General features: G+C 65.5%; 15 protein-coding genes. 7 read left to right on the plus strand and 8 right to left on the minus strand.

Going from position 1 to position 16440, the window contains the following annotated elements; all coding sequences use genetic code 11:
- Positions 1-32 precede the first annotated feature (32 nt).
- Positions 33-449 (minus strand): DUF4386 family protein, encoded by a 417-nt coding sequence (locus BM197_RS06605; RefSeq protein ID WP_090710227.1) that lies wholly within the window; start codon positions 447-449, stop codon positions 33-35.
- A 231-nt stretch (positions 450-680) separates the two neighbouring features.
- On the opposite strand from BM197_RS06605, the gene BM197_RS06610 reads away from it, so the two are divergent.
- A complete protein-coding gene (locus BM197_RS06610) occupies positions 681-2318 on the plus strand; it encodes an ATP-binding protein (protein WP_245762454.1) in 1638 nt (545 codons plus the stop codon).
- A 1025-nt stretch (positions 2319-3343) separates the two neighbouring features.
- Here BM197_RS06610 and BM197_RS06615 read toward each other — a convergent pair.
- Positions 3344-6454: a hypothetical protein gene (locus tag BM197_RS06615; RefSeq protein WP_090709941.1), complete on the minus strand. Its 3111-nt coding sequence runs from the start codon at positions 6452-6454 to the stop codon at positions 3344-3346.
- A 221-nt stretch (positions 6455-6675) separates the two neighbouring features.
- Between BM197_RS06615 and BM197_RS06620 the strand changes: the two genes are divergently transcribed.
- Complete coding sequence (locus BM197_RS06620; protein ID WP_090709943.1) at positions 6676-6933, plus strand: zinc-ribbon domain-containing protein; 258 nt, start codon at positions 6676-6678, stop codon at positions 6931-6933.
- A 36-nt stretch (positions 6934-6969) separates the two neighbouring features.
- Here the strand turns inward: BM197_RS06620 and BM197_RS06625 are convergent, their stop codons facing one another.
- Both BM197_RS06625 and BM197_RS06630 read right to left on the minus strand, forming a co-directional pair.
- On the minus strand, positions 6970-8628 hold the full coding sequence (locus BM197_RS06625) for an MDR family MFS transporter (protein WP_245762427.1): 1659 nt from the start codon (positions 8626-8628) through the stop codon (positions 6970-6972).
- Positions 8625-9260 carry a TetR/AcrR family transcriptional regulator gene (locus tag BM197_RS06630; protein ID WP_143095017.1) on the minus strand — a complete coding sequence of 212 codons (636 nt, stop codon included), beginning with the start codon at positions 9258-9260 and terminating at the stop codon, positions 8625-8627. The genes BM197_RS06625 and BM197_RS06630 overlap by 4 nt, the downstream gene beginning before the upstream one ends.
- Before the next feature lie 268 nt (positions 9261-9528).
- On the opposite strand from BM197_RS06630, the gene BM197_RS16460 reads away from it, so the two are divergent.
- Together BM197_RS16460 and BM197_RS16465 are read left to right on the plus strand one after the other, a co-directional pair.
- A complete protein-coding gene (locus BM197_RS16460; protein ID WP_218151834.1) occupies positions 9529-10281 on the plus strand; it encodes a serine hydrolase domain-containing protein in 753 nt (250 codons plus the stop codon).
- Entirely contained in the window at positions 10278-10838 is a 561-nt protein-coding gene (locus BM197_RS16465; protein ID WP_218151835.1) for a hypothetical protein, read from the plus strand. The genes BM197_RS16460 and BM197_RS16465 overlap by 4 nt, the downstream gene beginning before the upstream one ends.
- A 65-nt stretch (positions 10839-10903) precedes the next feature.
- Here BM197_RS16465 and BM197_RS06640 read toward each other — a convergent pair whose 3' ends face one another.
- Complete coding sequence (locus BM197_RS06640; protein WP_090710228.1) at positions 10904-11350, minus strand: VOC family protein; 447 nt, start codon at positions 11348-11350, stop codon at positions 10904-10906.
- A 33-nt stretch (positions 11351-11383) separates the two neighbouring features.
- Entirely contained in the window at positions 11384-11953 is a 570-nt protein-coding gene (locus BM197_RS06645; RefSeq protein WP_090709948.1) for a PadR family transcriptional regulator, read from the minus strand.
- Positions 11954-12043: 90 nt separating this feature from the next.
- Here BM197_RS06645 and BM197_RS06650 point away from each other — a divergent pair, with 90 nt between their 5' ends.
- The 3 genes from BM197_RS06650 to BM197_RS06660 are packed head-to-tail and all read left to right on the plus strand — an operon-like array spanning position 12044 to position 13811.
- On the plus strand, positions 12044-12712 hold the full coding sequence (locus BM197_RS06650) for a class II aldolase/adducin family protein (RefSeq protein WP_218151836.1): 669 nt from the start codon (positions 12044-12046) through the stop codon (positions 12710-12712).
- Positions 12709-13617 (plus strand): VOC family protein, encoded by a 909-nt coding sequence (locus tag BM197_RS06655; RefSeq protein ID WP_218151837.1) that lies wholly within the window; start codon positions 12709-12711, stop codon positions 13615-13617. The genes BM197_RS06650 and BM197_RS06655 overlap by 4 nt, the downstream gene beginning before the upstream one ends.
- Positions 13617-13811 carry a tautomerase family protein gene (locus BM197_RS06660; protein ID WP_090709951.1) on the plus strand — a complete coding sequence of 65 codons (195 nt, stop codon included), beginning with the start codon at positions 13617-13619 and terminating at the stop codon, positions 13809-13811. Before BM197_RS06655 ends, BM197_RS06660 begins: the two co-directional genes overlap by 1 nt.
- A gap of 182 nt (positions 13812-13993) precedes the next feature.
- Here BM197_RS06660 and BM197_RS06665 read toward each other — a convergent pair whose 3' ends face one another.
- Entirely contained in the window at positions 13994-14956 is a 963-nt protein-coding gene (locus tag BM197_RS06665; RefSeq protein ID WP_090709953.1) for a VOC family protein, read from the minus strand.
- A 4-nt stretch (positions 14957-14960) separates the two neighbouring features.
- Positions 14961-16433 carry an aldehyde dehydrogenase gene (locus tag BM197_RS06670; RefSeq protein WP_090709954.1) on the minus strand — a complete coding sequence of 491 codons (1473 nt, stop codon included), beginning with the start codon at positions 16431-16433 and terminating at the stop codon, positions 14961-14963.
- Positions 16434-16440 lie beyond the last annotated feature (7 nt).

A 16440-nucleotide genomic window follows, 5' to 3' on the forward strand; every position in this document is an offset into this window, starting at 1 on the left:
TTCCTTCTTCACGTTCGTCCTGCTGCCCCTGTTCATGCTGCCACTGTATGGGTGTTCGGTCCTCGACGGATTCCCCCCTTTGGCCCGGCCGGAGCCTGGATCATGGCAGCTCCCACGAGGACGCTCCACGCCCCGGTGAACAGGTAGCCGAGATGTTTGCCAACAGCGACACCCAGGTATCGATGAAAGGACTGGAAGACGACGTCGATCGCTTCCTTGCGTGTCGGCGATGAGGCCGTGTCGTCCATCTGGCGGGCGAGATACGGCACGAGGAAGGGCCATCGGACCAGGCCGAGGAACTGCACGGTGGCCGCGAGCACACCCACCGTCGCACCGGGGCGGCGAAGAATGTCGGGATAGTCGAATGTTTTGGCAAGGAGGACGAACGCCGCGTTGAAGGCGATGGGAAGCACTATGAGCAGCACTCCAGCTGCGACCGCTGCCGGCATGTTCATCGCCCTTCGCTGATCGCCGAGAAGCGGGAATGGGTGTGCCAGCGACGAATTGACATGACGCGTTCTCCTCGCTTCACTCTTATGGGTTGAACGATACGTCGCATTCGACGAAGCCGCGCGCCTTTTTCGCCGAGGCCCCGCCGGGCTGGACGCTGACCACCGTGCGCCGGAGAATGGCTGCATGTTGGGCCGAGTCGCAGGCAGCCGGAGAACGGGGTGGCCGTCATGACCGCCGGTGCGCCTTCGATCCGGACGCCCGACCAACGCCTTCGGGTGTTCGTGAGTTCGACGCTGCGCGAGCTCGAACCCGAACGGCGTGCTGCACGCGGGGCGATCGAACGACTGCGTCTCGCACCCGTCATGTTCGAACTCGGCGCGCGTCCTCATCCGCCGCGGGACCTGTACCGCGCCTACCTCGAACAGAGCGATGTGTTTGTCGGGCTCTATTGGCAGCAGTATGGCTGGGTCGCACCTGGAGAGGAACTCTCCGGACTGGAGGACGAATATCGGCTCGCCCCTGGAGCGATGCCGAAGCTCATCTATCTGAAGCAACCGGCGGAGCGGAACGAGCGCCTCGCCGGTCTGCTCGCCCGCATTCGGGATGACGACTCCGCCTCCTATAAGGCCTTTTCGAGCCCGGACGAACTCGAACAACTGATCGAAGCCGATCTCGCGACGTTACTGGCGGAGCGGTTCGACGCGTCGCGCGCGCCGACGGAGCCGGTTCCGGCCGAGGATCCGCGATCGGGCCGGTTGCCTGTTCAACCCGCCGACATCATCGGCCGGGAGAAAGAAATCTCCACGCTCCTCGAGTGGCTCGATGACGGCACACGAAGGTTGATCACGCTGACCGGGCCCGGCGGAATCGGCAAGAGCAGGCTGGCCGTCGAAGTCGCCGCGCTCGGCCGAAATCGCTTCGACCGAGTGACATTCGTCGCCCTGGAACACGTCGAAGCCGTCGAGGACGTACTTCCCGCCATTGCCAGGGGACTCGGAGTTCGCGAGGGCGGGAACCGTCCGATCATGGAACTCCTTCCTCCTGCACGTGCGGGTCGCCGCGATCTTCTGGTCCTCGACAACTTCGAGCAGGTCCTCGGAGCCGCCCCGCTTCTCGGATCGCTTCTCACCGATCTGCCCGGTGCCACCGTTCTTGTCACCAGCCGGGCGAGGCTGCGATTGCGCGGGGAGTATGTCTTCGACGTCGAACCTCTGGGTGTGCTCCCGGATCCGGCCGCGGCATCCGCAACGGAGATCCTGCTGATGCCATCAGTCCAGCTGTTCCGCGAGCGGGCGCAGGCAGCCGACCCACGCTTCGACGTGACCTCAGACAATGCCGCGCACGTCGCCTCCATCTGCCGAGCGCTTGACGGTGTACCGCTGGCAATCGAACTCGCAGCCGCCCGCATCCGTGCGCTCACCCCGGCGGCGATGCTCGCGAAACTGGACCGGGTACTCCCCCTGCTCGTGACGGCCGCCCGTGACGTGCCTGAGCGCCAACGCACCATCCAGGCCACTGTCGAGTGGAGTATCCGCCTGCTCAGCGACGACGCCCAGATCCTTTCACGCTGCTCGGCGTTTTCGTCGGGGACTTCAGCCTCGACGCCGTCGAAGCGGTCGCCGGGGACGCGCAATGGACCACTGACCTGCTGGAAACGATCCTGGAGCTCGTGGACGGCAGCCTCCTGCGCCAGCACGACGTTCTCGGCGTGCCTTTCTTTTCGATGCTCGCCCCGGTGCGTGAGGTTGCGACCGCACGCTTCGAGGCCGACCCCGACGTCACCGACGCTCGCCGAAAACACGCCGAACATTACCTTCGCCTGGCCGCCGAGACCGAACCGCTGCTTCAGGGTCCGACGCAGCTGACGGCGCTGACCAGGCTCGAAGCGGAAAAGGACAACCTGCGGGCTGGGTACCGTCACCTCATCTCCATCGGAGAGGTGGACAGCGTCGCCGTTGCGGTGTGGAGCCTGCTTCTCTACTGGTGGATCCGCAACCTCCTTCCGGAGGCGAGGGCGTGGATGGAGAACATCCTCGTCGCCGGTGTGCCCTTGACCGACCGCACCCGTGCGATCGCGCTCGCGTTCTCGGCGTGGGTCGCATTGTCGCAGCCCGGCGCTCGCGGCGATCCGGGACCTGTCGAAGAAAGCGTCGCGCTGTTCCACGCCACCGGCGACGATTTCGGTGAAGCCTGCGCACTCACGGTCCTCAGCATCGCCTACATGTCGATCACTCCCCCCGACCTGGATCGGGCCGAGGAGACTCAGAGTCGCGCGATCGAGCTTTCGCACGGCTACCCCACGTTCCAGGCCCTGTTCCGCGGCTCGCTCGGTAGTGTTCAGCTCGTTCAAGGCCGCGCTACCGAGGCCCTGGAAACGTTCGACGCCGTCATCGAGGAGGCCGTTCGGATTGGCGACCGCTTTATCGAAAGCATCACCCTCACAAACGCAGGCTGGGCGCGGCTGGCTCTCGGCGAGGCACGACCCGGCCTTTTCGTGCAGCACCTGAAGCTGTCACTTCAGATGGCGAACGAGGATGGCATCGGCTACGCGTTCGAGGGACTCGCAGCCTGCGCCGCGCTGGTCGGCGACACCGAGACGGCCGGACTCCTCCTCGGCGCAGCGGAGACCGCCAGGAAGCGTACCGGCATGATCGAGCAACGGTCATACGTCCGTCTTCTCCGGTCCCTCCTCGACCGGATCCTCGCTTCCGAGGAGGTATCACGCTTCGAGGAGGCGCGGGAGCGGGGACGTGCGCTGTCACGCCGGGACGCACTCGACATGGCCCTCGGGGGATCCACCCGCCCGGGTGGTGACGCCGGAAAACGAGGCGGCGTGCCGGCAGTAGGCTGACCCCCGACGGACCGGGGTGCCGCTCTTTTCGGCGGCGCCTCATTCCCCGGTGCGCCGCCGTGCATTTGCGAGAGAAACCATTCCACTGCGCTCCCGTAACCACCGCAGCCAACCGAACCAGAAAGCGCGCCAGTCGGACCGGGGTTCCGGTTCGGGCACGGAAGGTTCGCTGAGGACTCGTCCGTCCGTGAGCATCGCGACCAGTTCGTCACGTGCTGACCGGTACTGGGGTGTCGACAGGTAGTCGTTGTGCTTCGCGACCGCCCAGAGGTACGAACGCGGCGACCGTTCTGTCGCTCGACGGTCGATCGGGTTCTCATTGACGCCGTCCGTCTCGTTGCTCCAGAAGCCGGTCACCGGGAAGCCCAGGTAGTCGGTTCGCCGCCAGAGGCTCCGCCACCGCGGCGCCACCGGATGCTCCCGGTCGCGGAAGTCCCCACCCAGGAGTTCGACGACGGATGGCGGATCGTCTTCTTTGTGCACCGGCAGCACGGGCGGCCGGTTGTCGGCGATCACTTGCCTTCTCCACGGATCGGATTCGAGCATCCGGGGTCCGAGCGTCCCACGGACACCGAGCACACGTGGGCCGAACACCTCAGGGAAGAACCTGCTGAAATAGGGACGCAGCTGCACGCCGTGGGTCAGCAGGGCGACATTGCCGAGCGCGTCAATTTCCTCATCGCCCTTCATTGCGAGGATCGCGCCGACGGCGATCGTCGCCCCCATCGAGTGCGCCGAGAGAATGACCTTTCCGTCTGGGCCGGCCTCGTTGGGCCCCATCCACCGTTTGATCCTCTTGGTCACCTCGGGAACGGCTCGTTCGGCGTAACACGGTGGCGCAAACGGATGCCCTGCCCGGGGGAAGAAGCAGATGATGTCCCAGACGAGTGCGAGTGGGCGTTCCGTGGACGTGACCGCGTTGGTCACGACAAAGGCAACCGCTGCGAGCGCAATGAGCCCGATCGCCCACCGCGACACGGCAAGGAGGGTGCTCCAGAACGGTGCGCCTTCGAGAAGATCGCCGACCGGCGGGATGGCGAGGGGAACGAGAGCGACGGCGGTGAGGACGGCGAGCACCCCGAGGAGCGGCTCTCCGCGGTGGAGAAGCCCGGCGACCCGTCTGGCGTCCGCGACAACACGAAGGCGACCGCTTGGCCGGATTTCGTCCGGAGGGTAGTCCTTCTCATGCACCGTCTGGGGCGGGTGTTCTGCGGGAGCCAGGAGCGGGCTCCCCTTCACGACGGTCGTGGCTGCCGGCGGGGGTGGAAGCTCGGCGTCCTCGGGAACCAACCGCCCTGTCCCCCCGAGGCCCTCGTTCCCAGGGCCGGGCAGACTGAAGGCGGGAAACCGGCGTAACGCGGCGCCCACGGTGAGCAGAACGAGTGCCAGAAAGACGATCAGCCCAACCACGAGCATGCCGGCGAAGAGCGAGTGAAATGGAGGCGCCTCGATCACCGCGGGCGCTGGAAGCGATGCGGCCGCGGTTGGGTCCGCCTCCGGCGGGTTGATGAGCCGCCAGCCGTCCCTGACCACCGGCAGGTCGGTATCCGTCGTCAACCAGGCATGTGTACCGAGCACAAGCAGACTGGTGATGATGAGCGAGGCCAGCAGGGCAAGCAACAGGATCACCGCAGCCCCGTTGCCGTGCCAGCCGGTGTGGCGGCGTGCTTCCCTCACCCGCGGATCGGCGAAGGGCAGATATCCGACCACGATGGCCAGCCCGATGAGTCCCGCCGATGACCAGGTCAGGATGGGCCCGACCCCGCTAAGTTCGGCCGGGGCGAGCCCCCACACGGAGGACGCGGCACCGCAGGCGACCGCCACCGGCAACACGAACCACATCACCAGGCGGCGTCGCCAGCGGTATCCCCAGGTGAGACTCGCGACAGCGATGAGCGCCCCGAGGGCGGCAATGATCGTCGGGGTCACGGTGAGCCCGCGGAGGCTGCTGGCGGCCAGAAGCTGCTCGCCCGCTGTCGGTGTTCGAGCGGCGATGATCGCCCACGCCACCCAGGCGACGTAGGCGCCGGCGGAGAGCACGAGGATGGTCGTCGACCAGCCGCGCTTGGATCGGGTGGACCATCTCTTACCGCTCAATCCTGCCGCTGCCGCGATCATCCCGGCGCCGGCGAGCAGCACGGCGGCGACAGCAAGTGCGACGAATGGCACAGGACCGGTACCCGTCGTGTCGACTCGGCCCAGGAGCACTTCGACCAGGTCCGCGCCCGGAACGGAAATGTCGCTCTCGCCTCGAATGGAGTCGACGAGCGCGTCTGAGGCGAGAAGGAGGAGGATCAGTGCGATGGCGGCTGCGAAGTGGGCCCGCTCAGACGTCTGCCCCACGCGGGAACGATGCCAGAAACCAGCGGATGAGAGGAGCGCAGGTCGCGGAGGATCGGCTTCACTCGCACCGTCGTCCGTGGGTTCCTCTTCGCTGGGCCGGCCCTTGGCGTCGTCATCGAACGAGCTCTGCGGGTTGAACATTCCGCGCGCCCGCGAACTGATCATGTAGATCAACAGCGTTACGGCGATCGGTGCGATGCTGAACAGTGCCGCGCGAGCGATCGGGCTCCATCCGGCGAGAAAATCGAGCCAGCCCGGCAACGCCGCACAGGCGTGATACCGCAGAGTGCCGTCCGGGCCGGAGGTCGCCTGGAAGCATTGCAGCCCCATCAGGTGTACCGACACCGTGAGGAACCCGACGGTGTAGAAGAGCGTCTGGAGGAGGGCGAACACGCGGAGTATGACGGCGCCATCGCCTCCTGCCCACCACTTCGGGTCTTCGTCGGTGCCTTTGATGTCGCGTCTTGCCCAATAGGCGAGGTTGCACAGTCCGAACGGGAGAACGAACAACCACCCCACGTGGACGACAGCGCGACCGATCAGGGCCAGTGCGGAGGCCCCACTCCTGGCCTGGTTGCCCCACGAGTACGCTTCGGTGTCCACTGCGGCACCAGGCACCGGCGCGGGTACCGGCGGAGTGACGGATGCCTGCGACGCGACGGATGCCTTCGGCTTGATCCTCCAGAACGACCCCTGTTCGTCGCCGTCCTTTTGTTCCACTTCCTCGTTCGTCGTGCAGAGCACGTCGGCGGGCGGCGCGTTCGCGATGCCATGAATGCGCAACTCAAGCACTCGCATGTTCGCCATGATCTCGCCTCTCCACGAGGATGACGCGAGTCTAGGACCGCGGATTCATTCCCCGGAAGCCCTGCCGGTCCGGCGTCCTGTCCGCCGGACCTCAGATCAGCCGCGGACGCGCAGGTCCGCCGAGACGAAAAAGGTGTCGGCGGGAGGTACGGCAAACAAACGGATGTTCGCTCCAGCGCAACCCCCTCGTCCTCGTCCGGGTCGGTTCATACACTCGACGGATGCTTCTCATCTTCGGTACGACAGTGCGCGACCGGGTCCTCGTCGTCGTCAGGTTCATTTGCGAGTATTGCCGGACGGACGCTTCGCAGGACGTCATCGAGAGCGCGACGAAGTTCTCGGTCTTCTTTCTTCCGCTGTTCACCGTCGGGCGGCGCTACGTCAACGTCTGCAGGAACTGCGGCGGGGCAACGCCGCTGACGAAAGAGCAGGCGACGCACGGGATCGAGTGGGCAGCCCGCAACCGTCAGATGACCTGACCTGCCCAACCAGGGCATTTACGCATTCCTCTCCCGTCACCGGGGCGCGGGCGACTCCTCCAGTCGGTCGTCCTGGGTATCGATAAGGGATGCCGTCGCAGAACCGTCCCGCAGCGCAGCCTCGAGTTCTTCCGCTTCCTGTCCGCCGATGGCCTCACCGCGGGCGACGAGTCCGGCGACATCTGACAAGGGGATCCGCTTGAGGAACAGGGAGAGCAGGAACGCGATCGCGATGAACGGCAGCAGGTACCAGAACACCGGTGCGAGCGCATCCGCGTATGCCGTGACGACGCCGTCGCGGACCGTGTCCGGCAGTGTCGCGAGGGTCTGCGGGTCGAGGGTCGACGTCGCGTTTGCTGCGGCGGATGGGTCCGCTCCCGCGCTCGTGAAGACATCCGTCAGGTTTTCGGTCAGTCGCGTGGTGAAAATTGTGCCGAAGACGGCGACGCCGAGTGAGGCGCCCACTTCGCGGAAGTAGTTGTTCGTACTCGTGGCCGTTCCGACCATTGACGCATCGACGGAGTTCTGGGCGACGAGCACGACGACCTGCATGATCAGGCCGAGCCCGGCGCCGAACACGAACAGGAAGACGCAGATCATCCAGATCGGGGTCTCAGCAGCCAGTGTGGTCATCGCGACCATGGCAGCGCCGGTCACGATCGTGCCGGCGATCGGGTAGATCTTGTAGCGCCCGGACTTCGAGATCGCGATTCCTGACCAGATGGAGGTGAGCATGAGCCCCGCCATCATCGGAAGCATGAGAAGCCCGGATGCCGCGGCGGACGTGCCGGACGACATCTGCAGGAAGGTGGGCACGAAACCGATCGCCGCGAACATGCCGAGGCCGAGGGTGAGTCCGATCGCTGTCGCGTTGACGAAGACCGGGTTCTTGAACAGCGACAGCGGAATGATCGGATCCTTCGCGCGGGACTCGACGAGGACGAACAGCAGGGCGGCGATCACCATGCTGATGCCGAACGCCCACGTCTCAATGGCATCCCAGCCGTGGTCGGAGCTGCCACCGAAGTCGGTGAAGAAGATGAGGCATGTGGTGAACGCGGAGAGCAGGAGAACACCCATCACGTCGATCGGCGCTGTCGCCTTCTTGTTCGGGAGCTTCAGCGTGAACCAGGCGATCGTAAACGCGGCGATGCCGACCGGGATGTTGATGTAGAACGCCCACTGCCAGGTGAGGTGGTCGACGAAGAAGCCGCCGAGGAGCGGCCCGCCGACGGCGGAGAGGCCGAAGACGGCACCGAGCGGTCCGAGGTACTTGCCGCGTTCAGAGGCCGGCACGATGTCGGCGATGATCGCCTGGGAGAGGATCATGAGCCCGCCGCCACCGAGCCCCTGCACGGCGCGCCAGATCACGAGATGGCTGAAGTCGCCGGCGAACGCGCAGCCGACCGATGCGATCGTGAAGAGCGCGATAGCGACGAGGAACAGCCGCCGGCGCCCGAGCACATCGCCGAACTTGCCGTACACGGGCATGACGATCGTCGTCGCAAGGAGGTAGGCCGTGGTCAGCCAAACCTGGTGATCCACTCCCCCGAGCTGGCCGACGATCGTGGGCATGGCTGTGGAGACGATGGTCTGGTCCAGGCTCGACAGCAGCATGCCGGCGATGAGGGCGCCGAAGATGATCCAGATGCGTCGCTGGGTGAGGAGCAGCGGCGCCTCGGTCGGGATTGTCACAAGGTTGCCTTTCGAGAAGAAGATGGTGCAGCCATCACGACGCGGAATGCGGCGAGTTGGGCACGGAGAAAAGTGGAGATGTCGTCGGTGCCTGGGCGGGCGAGATAGTGCTCACCCGCGTGCTTGAGAAGCGTCGACAGGACGCCGACCACGGCCACGGCCCGGGGGTCATCGGCCGCGACGCCCTCACGGGATGCCACGAGCGCTACGGCCTGCTTCTCCCGTTCGCGTGTGGCCCCGAGAAAACGAAGGAGCAGTCGCGGCTCCCGGTCAAGCGCGGCGTGGAACTCTGCGTGAGGCTTGTGGTCGTGCCCGGTCGATTCGAAATGCGCGATGACGAGGTCGACGAGGTCATCGATAACGATCTCCCAGCCGCGGGACCCCCGGGCCAGGAACTCCTCTGAGAACTTCCCCATCTCTTCACCGGGGTCGACGCCGAGTACGGCGTCATCCTTCGTGGGGAAGTAGTTGAAGAAGGTCCGGCGCGAGATGTCCACCTCGTCGCACACCTCTTCAACGGTGAACCCGTTAAGGCCGCGTTCAGCGGTCAGACGACGCGCCACGGAGGTGAGGCGGGCAGCGGTCTGGGCCATCCGCCGCTCACGACGATTCGAAATTGCACTGTCTGACACGAAGTATATGTTTGCACTTCCTGCATTGGAGTGCAACTTGCGTCAAAAGGAGCCCGGCATAGCGGATCCATAGGCGTTACCCCAGCGGATCACAGCGCTCCGGCGTGCCGGCGACCCTCGCTATGACAATCCTCGACATGGCGAACAACAACGCACCGTTCCAGGACGTCGCGTTTACGTCTGGCACTGCGGCAGTGCCGGCGGGTACTCGATGTATTCGGGGCGAAAGGCGACCGAGAGCAGGGGTGCGCCGCTCTAGCATGGACGCATGCACCGCTCATTGCCGAGAAGCACACCATCCGCTCATGCTGTGGATGCGCGCGGCATCACCGCGTTCATCGACGCTGTGGAATCCGCTCCCAACATCGAACCGCACAGCCTGATGCTGCTTCGCGACGGTGACGTGATCGCCGAAGGGTGGTGGGCGCCGTGCACGGCCGAGAGAACGCACCTGCTCTACTCCCTCAGCAAGAGCTTCACGTCCTCGGCCGTCGGCCTGGCGGTCAGTGAAGGGCTTCTGAGTCTGGATGACACGGTCCTCAGCCACTTCCCCGAGCTGGACGCCGACATCACGGACCCCCGCAGTCGGCGGATGCGAGTGCGGCACCTGCTTGCCATGGCGAGCGGGCACCGGGAGGAAACACTGCAGCGGGCGCTCGAGAAAGACGGCGAGAATCTCGTGCGCGGCTTTCTGACCCTGCCACCCGATGAAGAGCCGGGATCGGTTTTCGCGTACAACCAGCCATGCACGTACACGCTGGCCGCCCTGGTGCGGCGCCTCAGCGGCATGTCGCTCATCGACTACCTGCGGCCCCGACTGTTGGACCCGCTCGGAATCGGCGACGTCGGCTGGATTCGCGACTCCGAAGGGTGCGAGCTGGGCTTCAGCGGCCTGCACGCGCAGACGGAGGCCATCGCAGCGCTCGGCCAGCTCTACCTGCAGCGTGGCGTTACCGCGGAGACGGCGCATACGGCCAGTTCTGCGTGGTTCTGCCGGAGCACGGTGTGGTTCTGGCAATGACCGGCCAGAGCGAAGACATGCAGGGCGTCCTCGATCGTGCTTGGGAGCACCTGCTCCCGGCGTTCGCCGGGCCGGACGACGCTGATGGCAGCGACAGGAGCGCGGACTCCGCGCTCGCCGAACGACTGGCGTCGCTCGGCCTTTCCCCCGTGCCGACCAACGGTGTTGGCGCCCCGATCGGGGCCGGGCAGTACTTGCCTGCACCGGACAATGCACTTCCGCGCCTCACCCGCATCGACGTCGCCCCCGGCCATGGCACGAACCCGTGGACGTTCACGCTCGTCGAGGAGGACGGTCCGCTTGCGGTGGCGGCCCGCTTCGGCCACTGGAAGACGAACGATGCCACGGCGGCCAGCGCGGGCTGGGGAGGAGGCGGTGCGCTCCTGGCCGTCGACGTGATCTTCCTCGAGACGCCCCACCGCCTTCACCTGACTCTCGACTGGGAAGAATTGACCTTTGTCGCGCGCTGGGAGACCGAGCCCCTTCACGATCTGCCGTTGAGGTCAATGCGTAAACCAGACGCTGCCGGTCCGGGGGCTGAACGTGTTCGGCCGTAACGCGGCGGCCGTCGCGTTATACGAACAGAACGGTTACGTGGTGACGACGCAGATGCGGAAACGCTTCACCCGCTGATCGAGGGGTTCAGCTCCTCAGCGAGCATCACGATGATGCCGCTCGGACCCCGGATATACGTCAGCTTGTAGACGTCTTCGTAGGTTGCGACGCCCCGAAGCGGAAGGCATCCGTGCTTGGCCGCTATCGCGAGGGCTTCGTCGATGTCGTCGACCGAGAACGCTACGCGGTGCATGCCGATCTCGTTGGGCAGAGTGGGGCTCGTCTCGATCGCCTGAGGGTGGATGTACTCGAAGAGCTCGAGGCGACCCTGACCGTCGGGCGTCTGGAGCATCGCAATCCTGGCGTGGTTGGCGTCAAGGCCGACGGCAGTGTCGGTCCACTCGCCCTTGACTGTGTCACGGCCGACGACCGTGAGGCCGAGGTCGGTGAAAAAGGCGATTGTTGCTTCGAGGTCGCGAACGGCGATGCCGACGTTCTCCAGTTTGATGACCATGCGCTGCATGATACCGAGGCAGACTGGGCAGCCCTAGCTGAGGATCGAGATGGCTTCCTCGGCCCAGGCGATCCGGTGGGTAGCGGAGTCGATCAGGTAGTCGAACACGTGAGTCTTGAGGTTCACGATCCGGGCATGCTCAGCAGGGTCACGGCGCTGCAGTCGCTCCCGAATGAGCGGCGTGTCGGCGGCAGCGAGTCGCGCCCGGTGTGCCGCCCACTGTTCCCGTCGCTCCTCGATCTGGGTGATGTGCGCCCGGAGGACGGATTCCGCCTCAGCGGGCGGGATCATGTCGAGGAACAGGGTCTGCAGCAGAAACGCATCGCGCACGTTCGGTTCGGCGTGCGGTTCTGCAAGCCAGTGGCGGAGCTCGAGAACGCCCGAATCGGTGATCGAATACGAGGTGCGCTTCAGCTTGCTGCCTCGCACCTGCTCCTCCCCCGTGATCAGGCCGTCTGAGGCCATCCGCGTCAGCAGCGGGTAGATCTGGCTTTGCGGCGCGGTCCACACCCATCGGGCCGTTGACTCGAAGAACTGGGTGAGCTCATAACCGCTCATCGGACGCGCTTCGAGCACGCCCAGCACGGCATACTGCAGGGACATGGGCATCATCCTAACTCGAAATATGTCTCAATTGACATTTCTACTCATACATGTAGTCTAGTTCTGTTCTACAGAGTAGTAAGGATGAGCGTGACCACAGACCCCCAGGCGGCACTGCTTGACGCAGCGGCCGTCGTCGCCGGCGCCGGACTGACCGACGCATTCGGCCACCTCTCCATGCGCACGGCGACGAACGAATGGATGATCACCCCACCGGTGGCCCTGTCCGCACTCACTGCGGACCATCGGTTCAGCCACTTCTCCCCCGGCGCTGACGAACTGCCGGCCGCCGCCCCCAAGGAGGCATGGATCCACCTTGCACTCGCCGAGTCCCGGCCGGAGATCGGAGCGATCTGCCGGGCACAGCCTCCCGCCGTTGCCGCCCTCGTCGCTGCCGGCCAGCCGGTCCTGCCGCTGAACGGGCACGGTTCGTTCCTCGGCGAGAGCGTTCCGGTTTACGACGATTCCCGCCTCATTCGCGACGCCGCCAGCGCTTCGGCGGTGCGCGACACGATGGGCACCTCGAACGCCATCATCCTCCGTGGCAACGGCGCGGTCACGGTCGGCTCGGACCTTGCCAGTGCCGTCGCCCTGATGTGGGTGTTGGAGAAGACCGCAGAACTCAACCTTCGCGCGCTTGCCGCCGGCACGCCGCATCCGCTGCCGGCAGACGAGCAGTCCTGGTGGCGGGAGCGTGCCACCGAACTGCTGCCCAGAATTTACAACTACCTCACCCACACCTACCGAAAGGGTCAATGATGATCGAAATCACCGACATCGCCTACGTGCGATCCGGGTCTGCGGATGTCGACGCTGCCGTGCGTTTCGCCGTGGACATCGTCGGAATGCAATACGCCGGCAATGACAACGGAGTGCACTACCTGCGTGCCGACCACCGCCACCACTGCCTCGCCTTCGTCGAAGGAGAGGCGGGCGTGCTCAGCTCCGGCCTGACTCTGAAAGACGACGACGCACTGCGACTCGCCGAGACCGAACTCACTCTGGCCGGCGTCAACGTCGTGCGTGGCACCGCCGAAGAGGCGCGCTCCCGCCGTGTCAGCAGTTTCATCAGCTTCGACGACCCGTGGGGCAACCGCTTCGACCTCGTGGTCGGCCAGGTCCATGACGCCGATACGGTGCACTGGGGCAGGCAGGCCGGCATCGTCGAGTTCGGTCACCTCTGCGTCGATGCTCCGGATGTGAGGGCGGCGTACGAATGGTGGAGCTCGCTGTTCAACATCAAGATCAGCGACTGGATCGGTGACTGGGCGGCGCTCATGCGCTTCGACCCGGTGCACCACAAGCTCGCCGTGTTCCGCGGCAGCGAGCCGGGACTGTGCCACATCAACTTCCAGGTCGAATCGATCGACGACGTCATGCGGAGCTGGAACTTCCTGCTCGAGCAGGGTGTCGAGATCGAGCAGGGCCCCGGCCGTCATCCGCAGTCCACCGCCATCTTCATCTACTTCAAGGGGCCGGAGGGGCTCACCTACGAGTACTCGTATGGCGTGCGCCTCATCGAGGACGATGCCACCTGGAAGCCGCGCACGTTCGACCCTCTGCACCCCAAGTCGATCGATATGTGGGGCGGAGTCACCCAGCGTGTGCAGACGCAGAAGCAGATCCGTCGTCCGCTCGACTCGACCGAATTGCAGGATGCCTGATGCCATTCGTCGAGATCAACGTTGCTGAAGGCCGCAGCGAGGAGCAGTTGCGCGACCTGATGGGTCGCGTGCATGACGCCATCGAAGAGTGGGGCGCCCCCGGCCAGAGCATCCGGGTGCTGGTCCGCGAGGTTCCTCCGGCGCGGTGGTTGTCTGGTGGGGTCACCCTCGCGGAGAAGGCAACCTCGACGTAGCGCTCCCGCTGTGCATAACTTCCGGTGACGCGAAAGCCCCTAATACCAACGTATTCGGGGCTTTCGCGTTACTGGAGCGGATGTGGTTGGCACCTGGAACAGGAGATCGCACGATTTTCAGGAGAAAAGCAGCGAAAGCATCCTGATAACCGTGTGATCTCCTGCAAATTGTGCGCCCGCGCTCAGCCCCTGAGCACCGGGGTGGCGTGCGAGTGGAACGAGTCGGGTACCGCGAGTCCCCAGGCGGTACCGCGCCCACCCGCCTCTGTGGTCCAGGTCACGGGCTCGAAGTCGGGCGAGAAGATATGGATGCCGCCGGCGAACACCTCGATCCGGTTGCCGCCCGGTTCGAACACGTACAGGAAGAACCCCTGCGTGCGGGAGTGCTTGGCCGGCCCGAACTCGAGGAACACCCCGTTCTCCATGAAGATGTCCGCGGCCTTCAGCACGTCGTCGCGGGTTTCAACCGCGTAGGCGAGGTGATGAAGGCGGCCATCGGTCTGCGCCGGTTCACGGGTGAGGGCGAGATCGTGGGATTTGGTCATCAGGCTGAGCCATGCGCCGACCTCGTTGTCCTCGGTGGGAACTAGCCGTTCCCTCAGCTTGAAGCCGAGGGCCTCCTCCTGGAAGGCCCGGCTGGCCGCGACATCCGGCACCAGCAGGTTGATGTGGTCGATGTGCGCGGCGGCGACGCCGTGCGGGTTGTATCGCTGGGGCTGGTTCGGCAGGTACGGCTTCTGATCGGGAGCCGGGCGGAACTTCTCCGTCTCGAAGTAGACCTCCATCGAGTGCCCGCCGGGCGCCATGAAGGAGTACGCCTTGCCGTGACCGATGTCCCCGTCGATCCACCGGCCTTCGATTCCCCGTTCGGTGAGCGCAGCCACCCGTCGTTCCAGCCCCTGTGGGCTGCTCGCGCGCCAGGCGACGTGGCCGAGTCCTGCCTCCGGCGATGCCGTGAGTTTGAGCGAGGTGAGCACGTCGTCGTTCCACGCCCGGAGGTATACGGAGTCCGCGGTCTCGGCGACCGGGTACAACCCGTATACCTCCGTGAAGAAGGCTGCTGACTTCTCGAGGGTCGGCGTCAGCAATTCGGTGTGGCCGAGCTGGGCGACGTCGAAGATCGGCTCGCGGTAGACCGACGTCATGGCGTCAGTGCGCTCCGGACAGCACGACAGGCGGGTGCGCCGCCGGTCGTACGAGCTGCATGACCACGGCCTTCGGTTCGGTGAAGAACTCGCGGCTGAAGTTGCCGCCTTCGCGGCCGACACCGGATGCTCCGACGCCGCCGAATGGTGCACGCAGGTCGCGGATGAAGAAGCAGTTCACCCAGACAGTTCCGACCCGCAGCGAACCAGAGACGCGGTGCGCTTTGACGAGGTTTTCGGTGAACAGCATCGCGTTCAGTCCGTACGGGCTGTCGTTGACCTCGTGCACGACCTCGTCTTCGGAGTCGAACGGCGTGATCGTGACGATCGGTCCGAAGATCTCTTCACGCTGGTGCTTCGCGTCACGGTCGAGACCGGTCACCACGGTTGGCTTGACCGTCCAGCCGTCCCCGAGGCCGCCGGTGACACGGGTTCCGCCGACCTCTTCGATGGTGTCGAAGTAGCCGCGCACCTTCGTGTAGTGCTCCTCGCTCGCGAGCGGGCCGATCTGGGTCGCCGGATCCTTGGGGTCGCCGATCACCATGGCATCCGCGGCGTCGGTGAAGCGCTCGAGGAACTCGTCGAAGATGGGACGTTCGACGTAGATCCGGCTGCCGGCGAGGCAGACCTGGCCGGCGTTTGTGAAGATGGCGCGGATCGACCAGCTGACCGCGTTGTCGAGGTCGGCGTCGGCGAACACGACGTTTGCGCCCTTTCCGCCGAGTTCGAGGCTGACCGGGGTGAGGTTGGCACTGGCGGCGCGGGCGATGATCCGGCCCGTGTTGGATTCGCCGGTGAACGTGATGCGGTCGACGTCGGGGTTCTCGGTGAGCGCCTGGCCCACAGAGTCCGGGCCGAATCCGTGGACGACGTTGAAGACCCCGGCCGGGATGCCTGCCTCGAGGGCGAGGCGTGCGAGGATGGTGGCGGAAACCGGCGTGTCTTCGGCTGGCTTGAGGACGACGGTGTTGCCCCACGCGAGCGCAGGAGCTACCTTCCAGCTTTCGAGCATCATCGGGAAGTTCCACGGGGCGATCGCGGCGACGACGCCGGCTGCCTCGTAGCGCGTGTAGGTGTGGTGGCCGGAGTCCATCGGGAGAACGTCGGCGGGGCTGAGGTGCGCGTGATCGGCAAAGAAACGGAAGTTCTGTGCGGTGCGTGCAACGTCGTTGCCGAGGCTCTGAGTGATCGGCTTGCCCATGTCGCGGGTGTCGGCCATTGCGAGTTCCTCGCCGTGCTCGAGAATCAGATCGGCGAACTTGTTGATCAGGTCGCGGCGCTGGCCTGCCGTCATCCGGGGCCATGGGCCCTCATCGAATGCTCGACGGGCGGCGGCGACGGCGAGGTCGGCGTCGGCTTTGGCGCCGAGGGCGATCTCCGCCCACGGCTCGCGGGTGTAGGGGTCGATGCTCGGGAAAGTCTCCCCCGAGATGGAGGCGATCTCCTGGCCATCGATGATGTGACCGAATCTCTGCATGGCCTGG

Source organism: Mycetocola miduiensis (assembly GCF_900115155.1).
Classification (GTDB): Bacteria; Actinomycetota; Actinomycetes; order Actinomycetales; family Microbacteriaceae; genus Mycetocola_A; species Mycetocola_A miduiensis.

Coding starts and splice junctions, on each gene's coding strand:
- BM197_RS06605 (WP_090710227.1), bottom strand. CDS start 449: ATGCCGGCAGCGGTCGCAGCTGGAGTGCTGCTCATAGTGCTTCCCATC.
- BM197_RS06610 (WP_245762454.1), top strand. CDS start 681: ATGACCGCCGGTGCGCCTTCGATCCGGACGCCCGACCAACGCCTTCGG.
- BM197_RS06615 (WP_090709941.1), bottom strand. CDS start 6,454: ATGGCGAACATGCGAGTGCTTGAGTTGCGCATTCATGGCATCGCGAAC.
- BM197_RS06620 (WP_090709943.1), top strand. CDS start 6,676: ATGCTTCTCATCTTCGGTACGACAGTGCGCGACCGGGTCCTCGTCGTC.
- BM197_RS16460 (WP_218151834.1), top strand. CDS start 9,529: ATGCACCGCTCATTGCCGAGAAGCACACCATCCGCTCATGCTGTGGAT.
- BM197_RS16465 (WP_218151835.1), top strand. CDS start 10,278: ATGACCGGCCAGAGCGAAGACATGCAGGGCGTCCTCGATCGTGCTTGG.
- BM197_RS06640 (WP_090710228.1), bottom strand. CDS start 11,350: ATGGTCATCAAACTGGAGAACGTCGGCATCGCCGTTCGCGACCTCGAA.
- BM197_RS06645 (WP_090709948.1), bottom strand. CDS start 11,953: ATGTCCCTGCAGTATGCCGTGCTGGGCGTGCTCGAAGCGCGTCCGATG.
- BM197_RS06655 (WP_218151837.1), top strand. CDS start 12,709: ATGATGATCGAAATCACCGACATCGCCTACGTGCGATCCGGGTCTGCG.
- BM197_RS06660 (WP_090709951.1), top strand. CDS start 13,617: ATGCCATTCGTCGAGATCAACGTTGCTGAAGGCCGCAGCGAGGAGCAG.
- BM197_RS06665 (WP_090709953.1), bottom strand. CDS start 14,956: ATGACGTCGGTCTACCGCGAGCCGATCTTCGACGTCGCCCAGCTCGGC.
- BM197_RS06670 (WP_090709954.1), bottom strand. CDS start 16,433: ATGCAGAGATTCGGTCACATCATCGATGGCCAGGAGATCGCCTCCATC.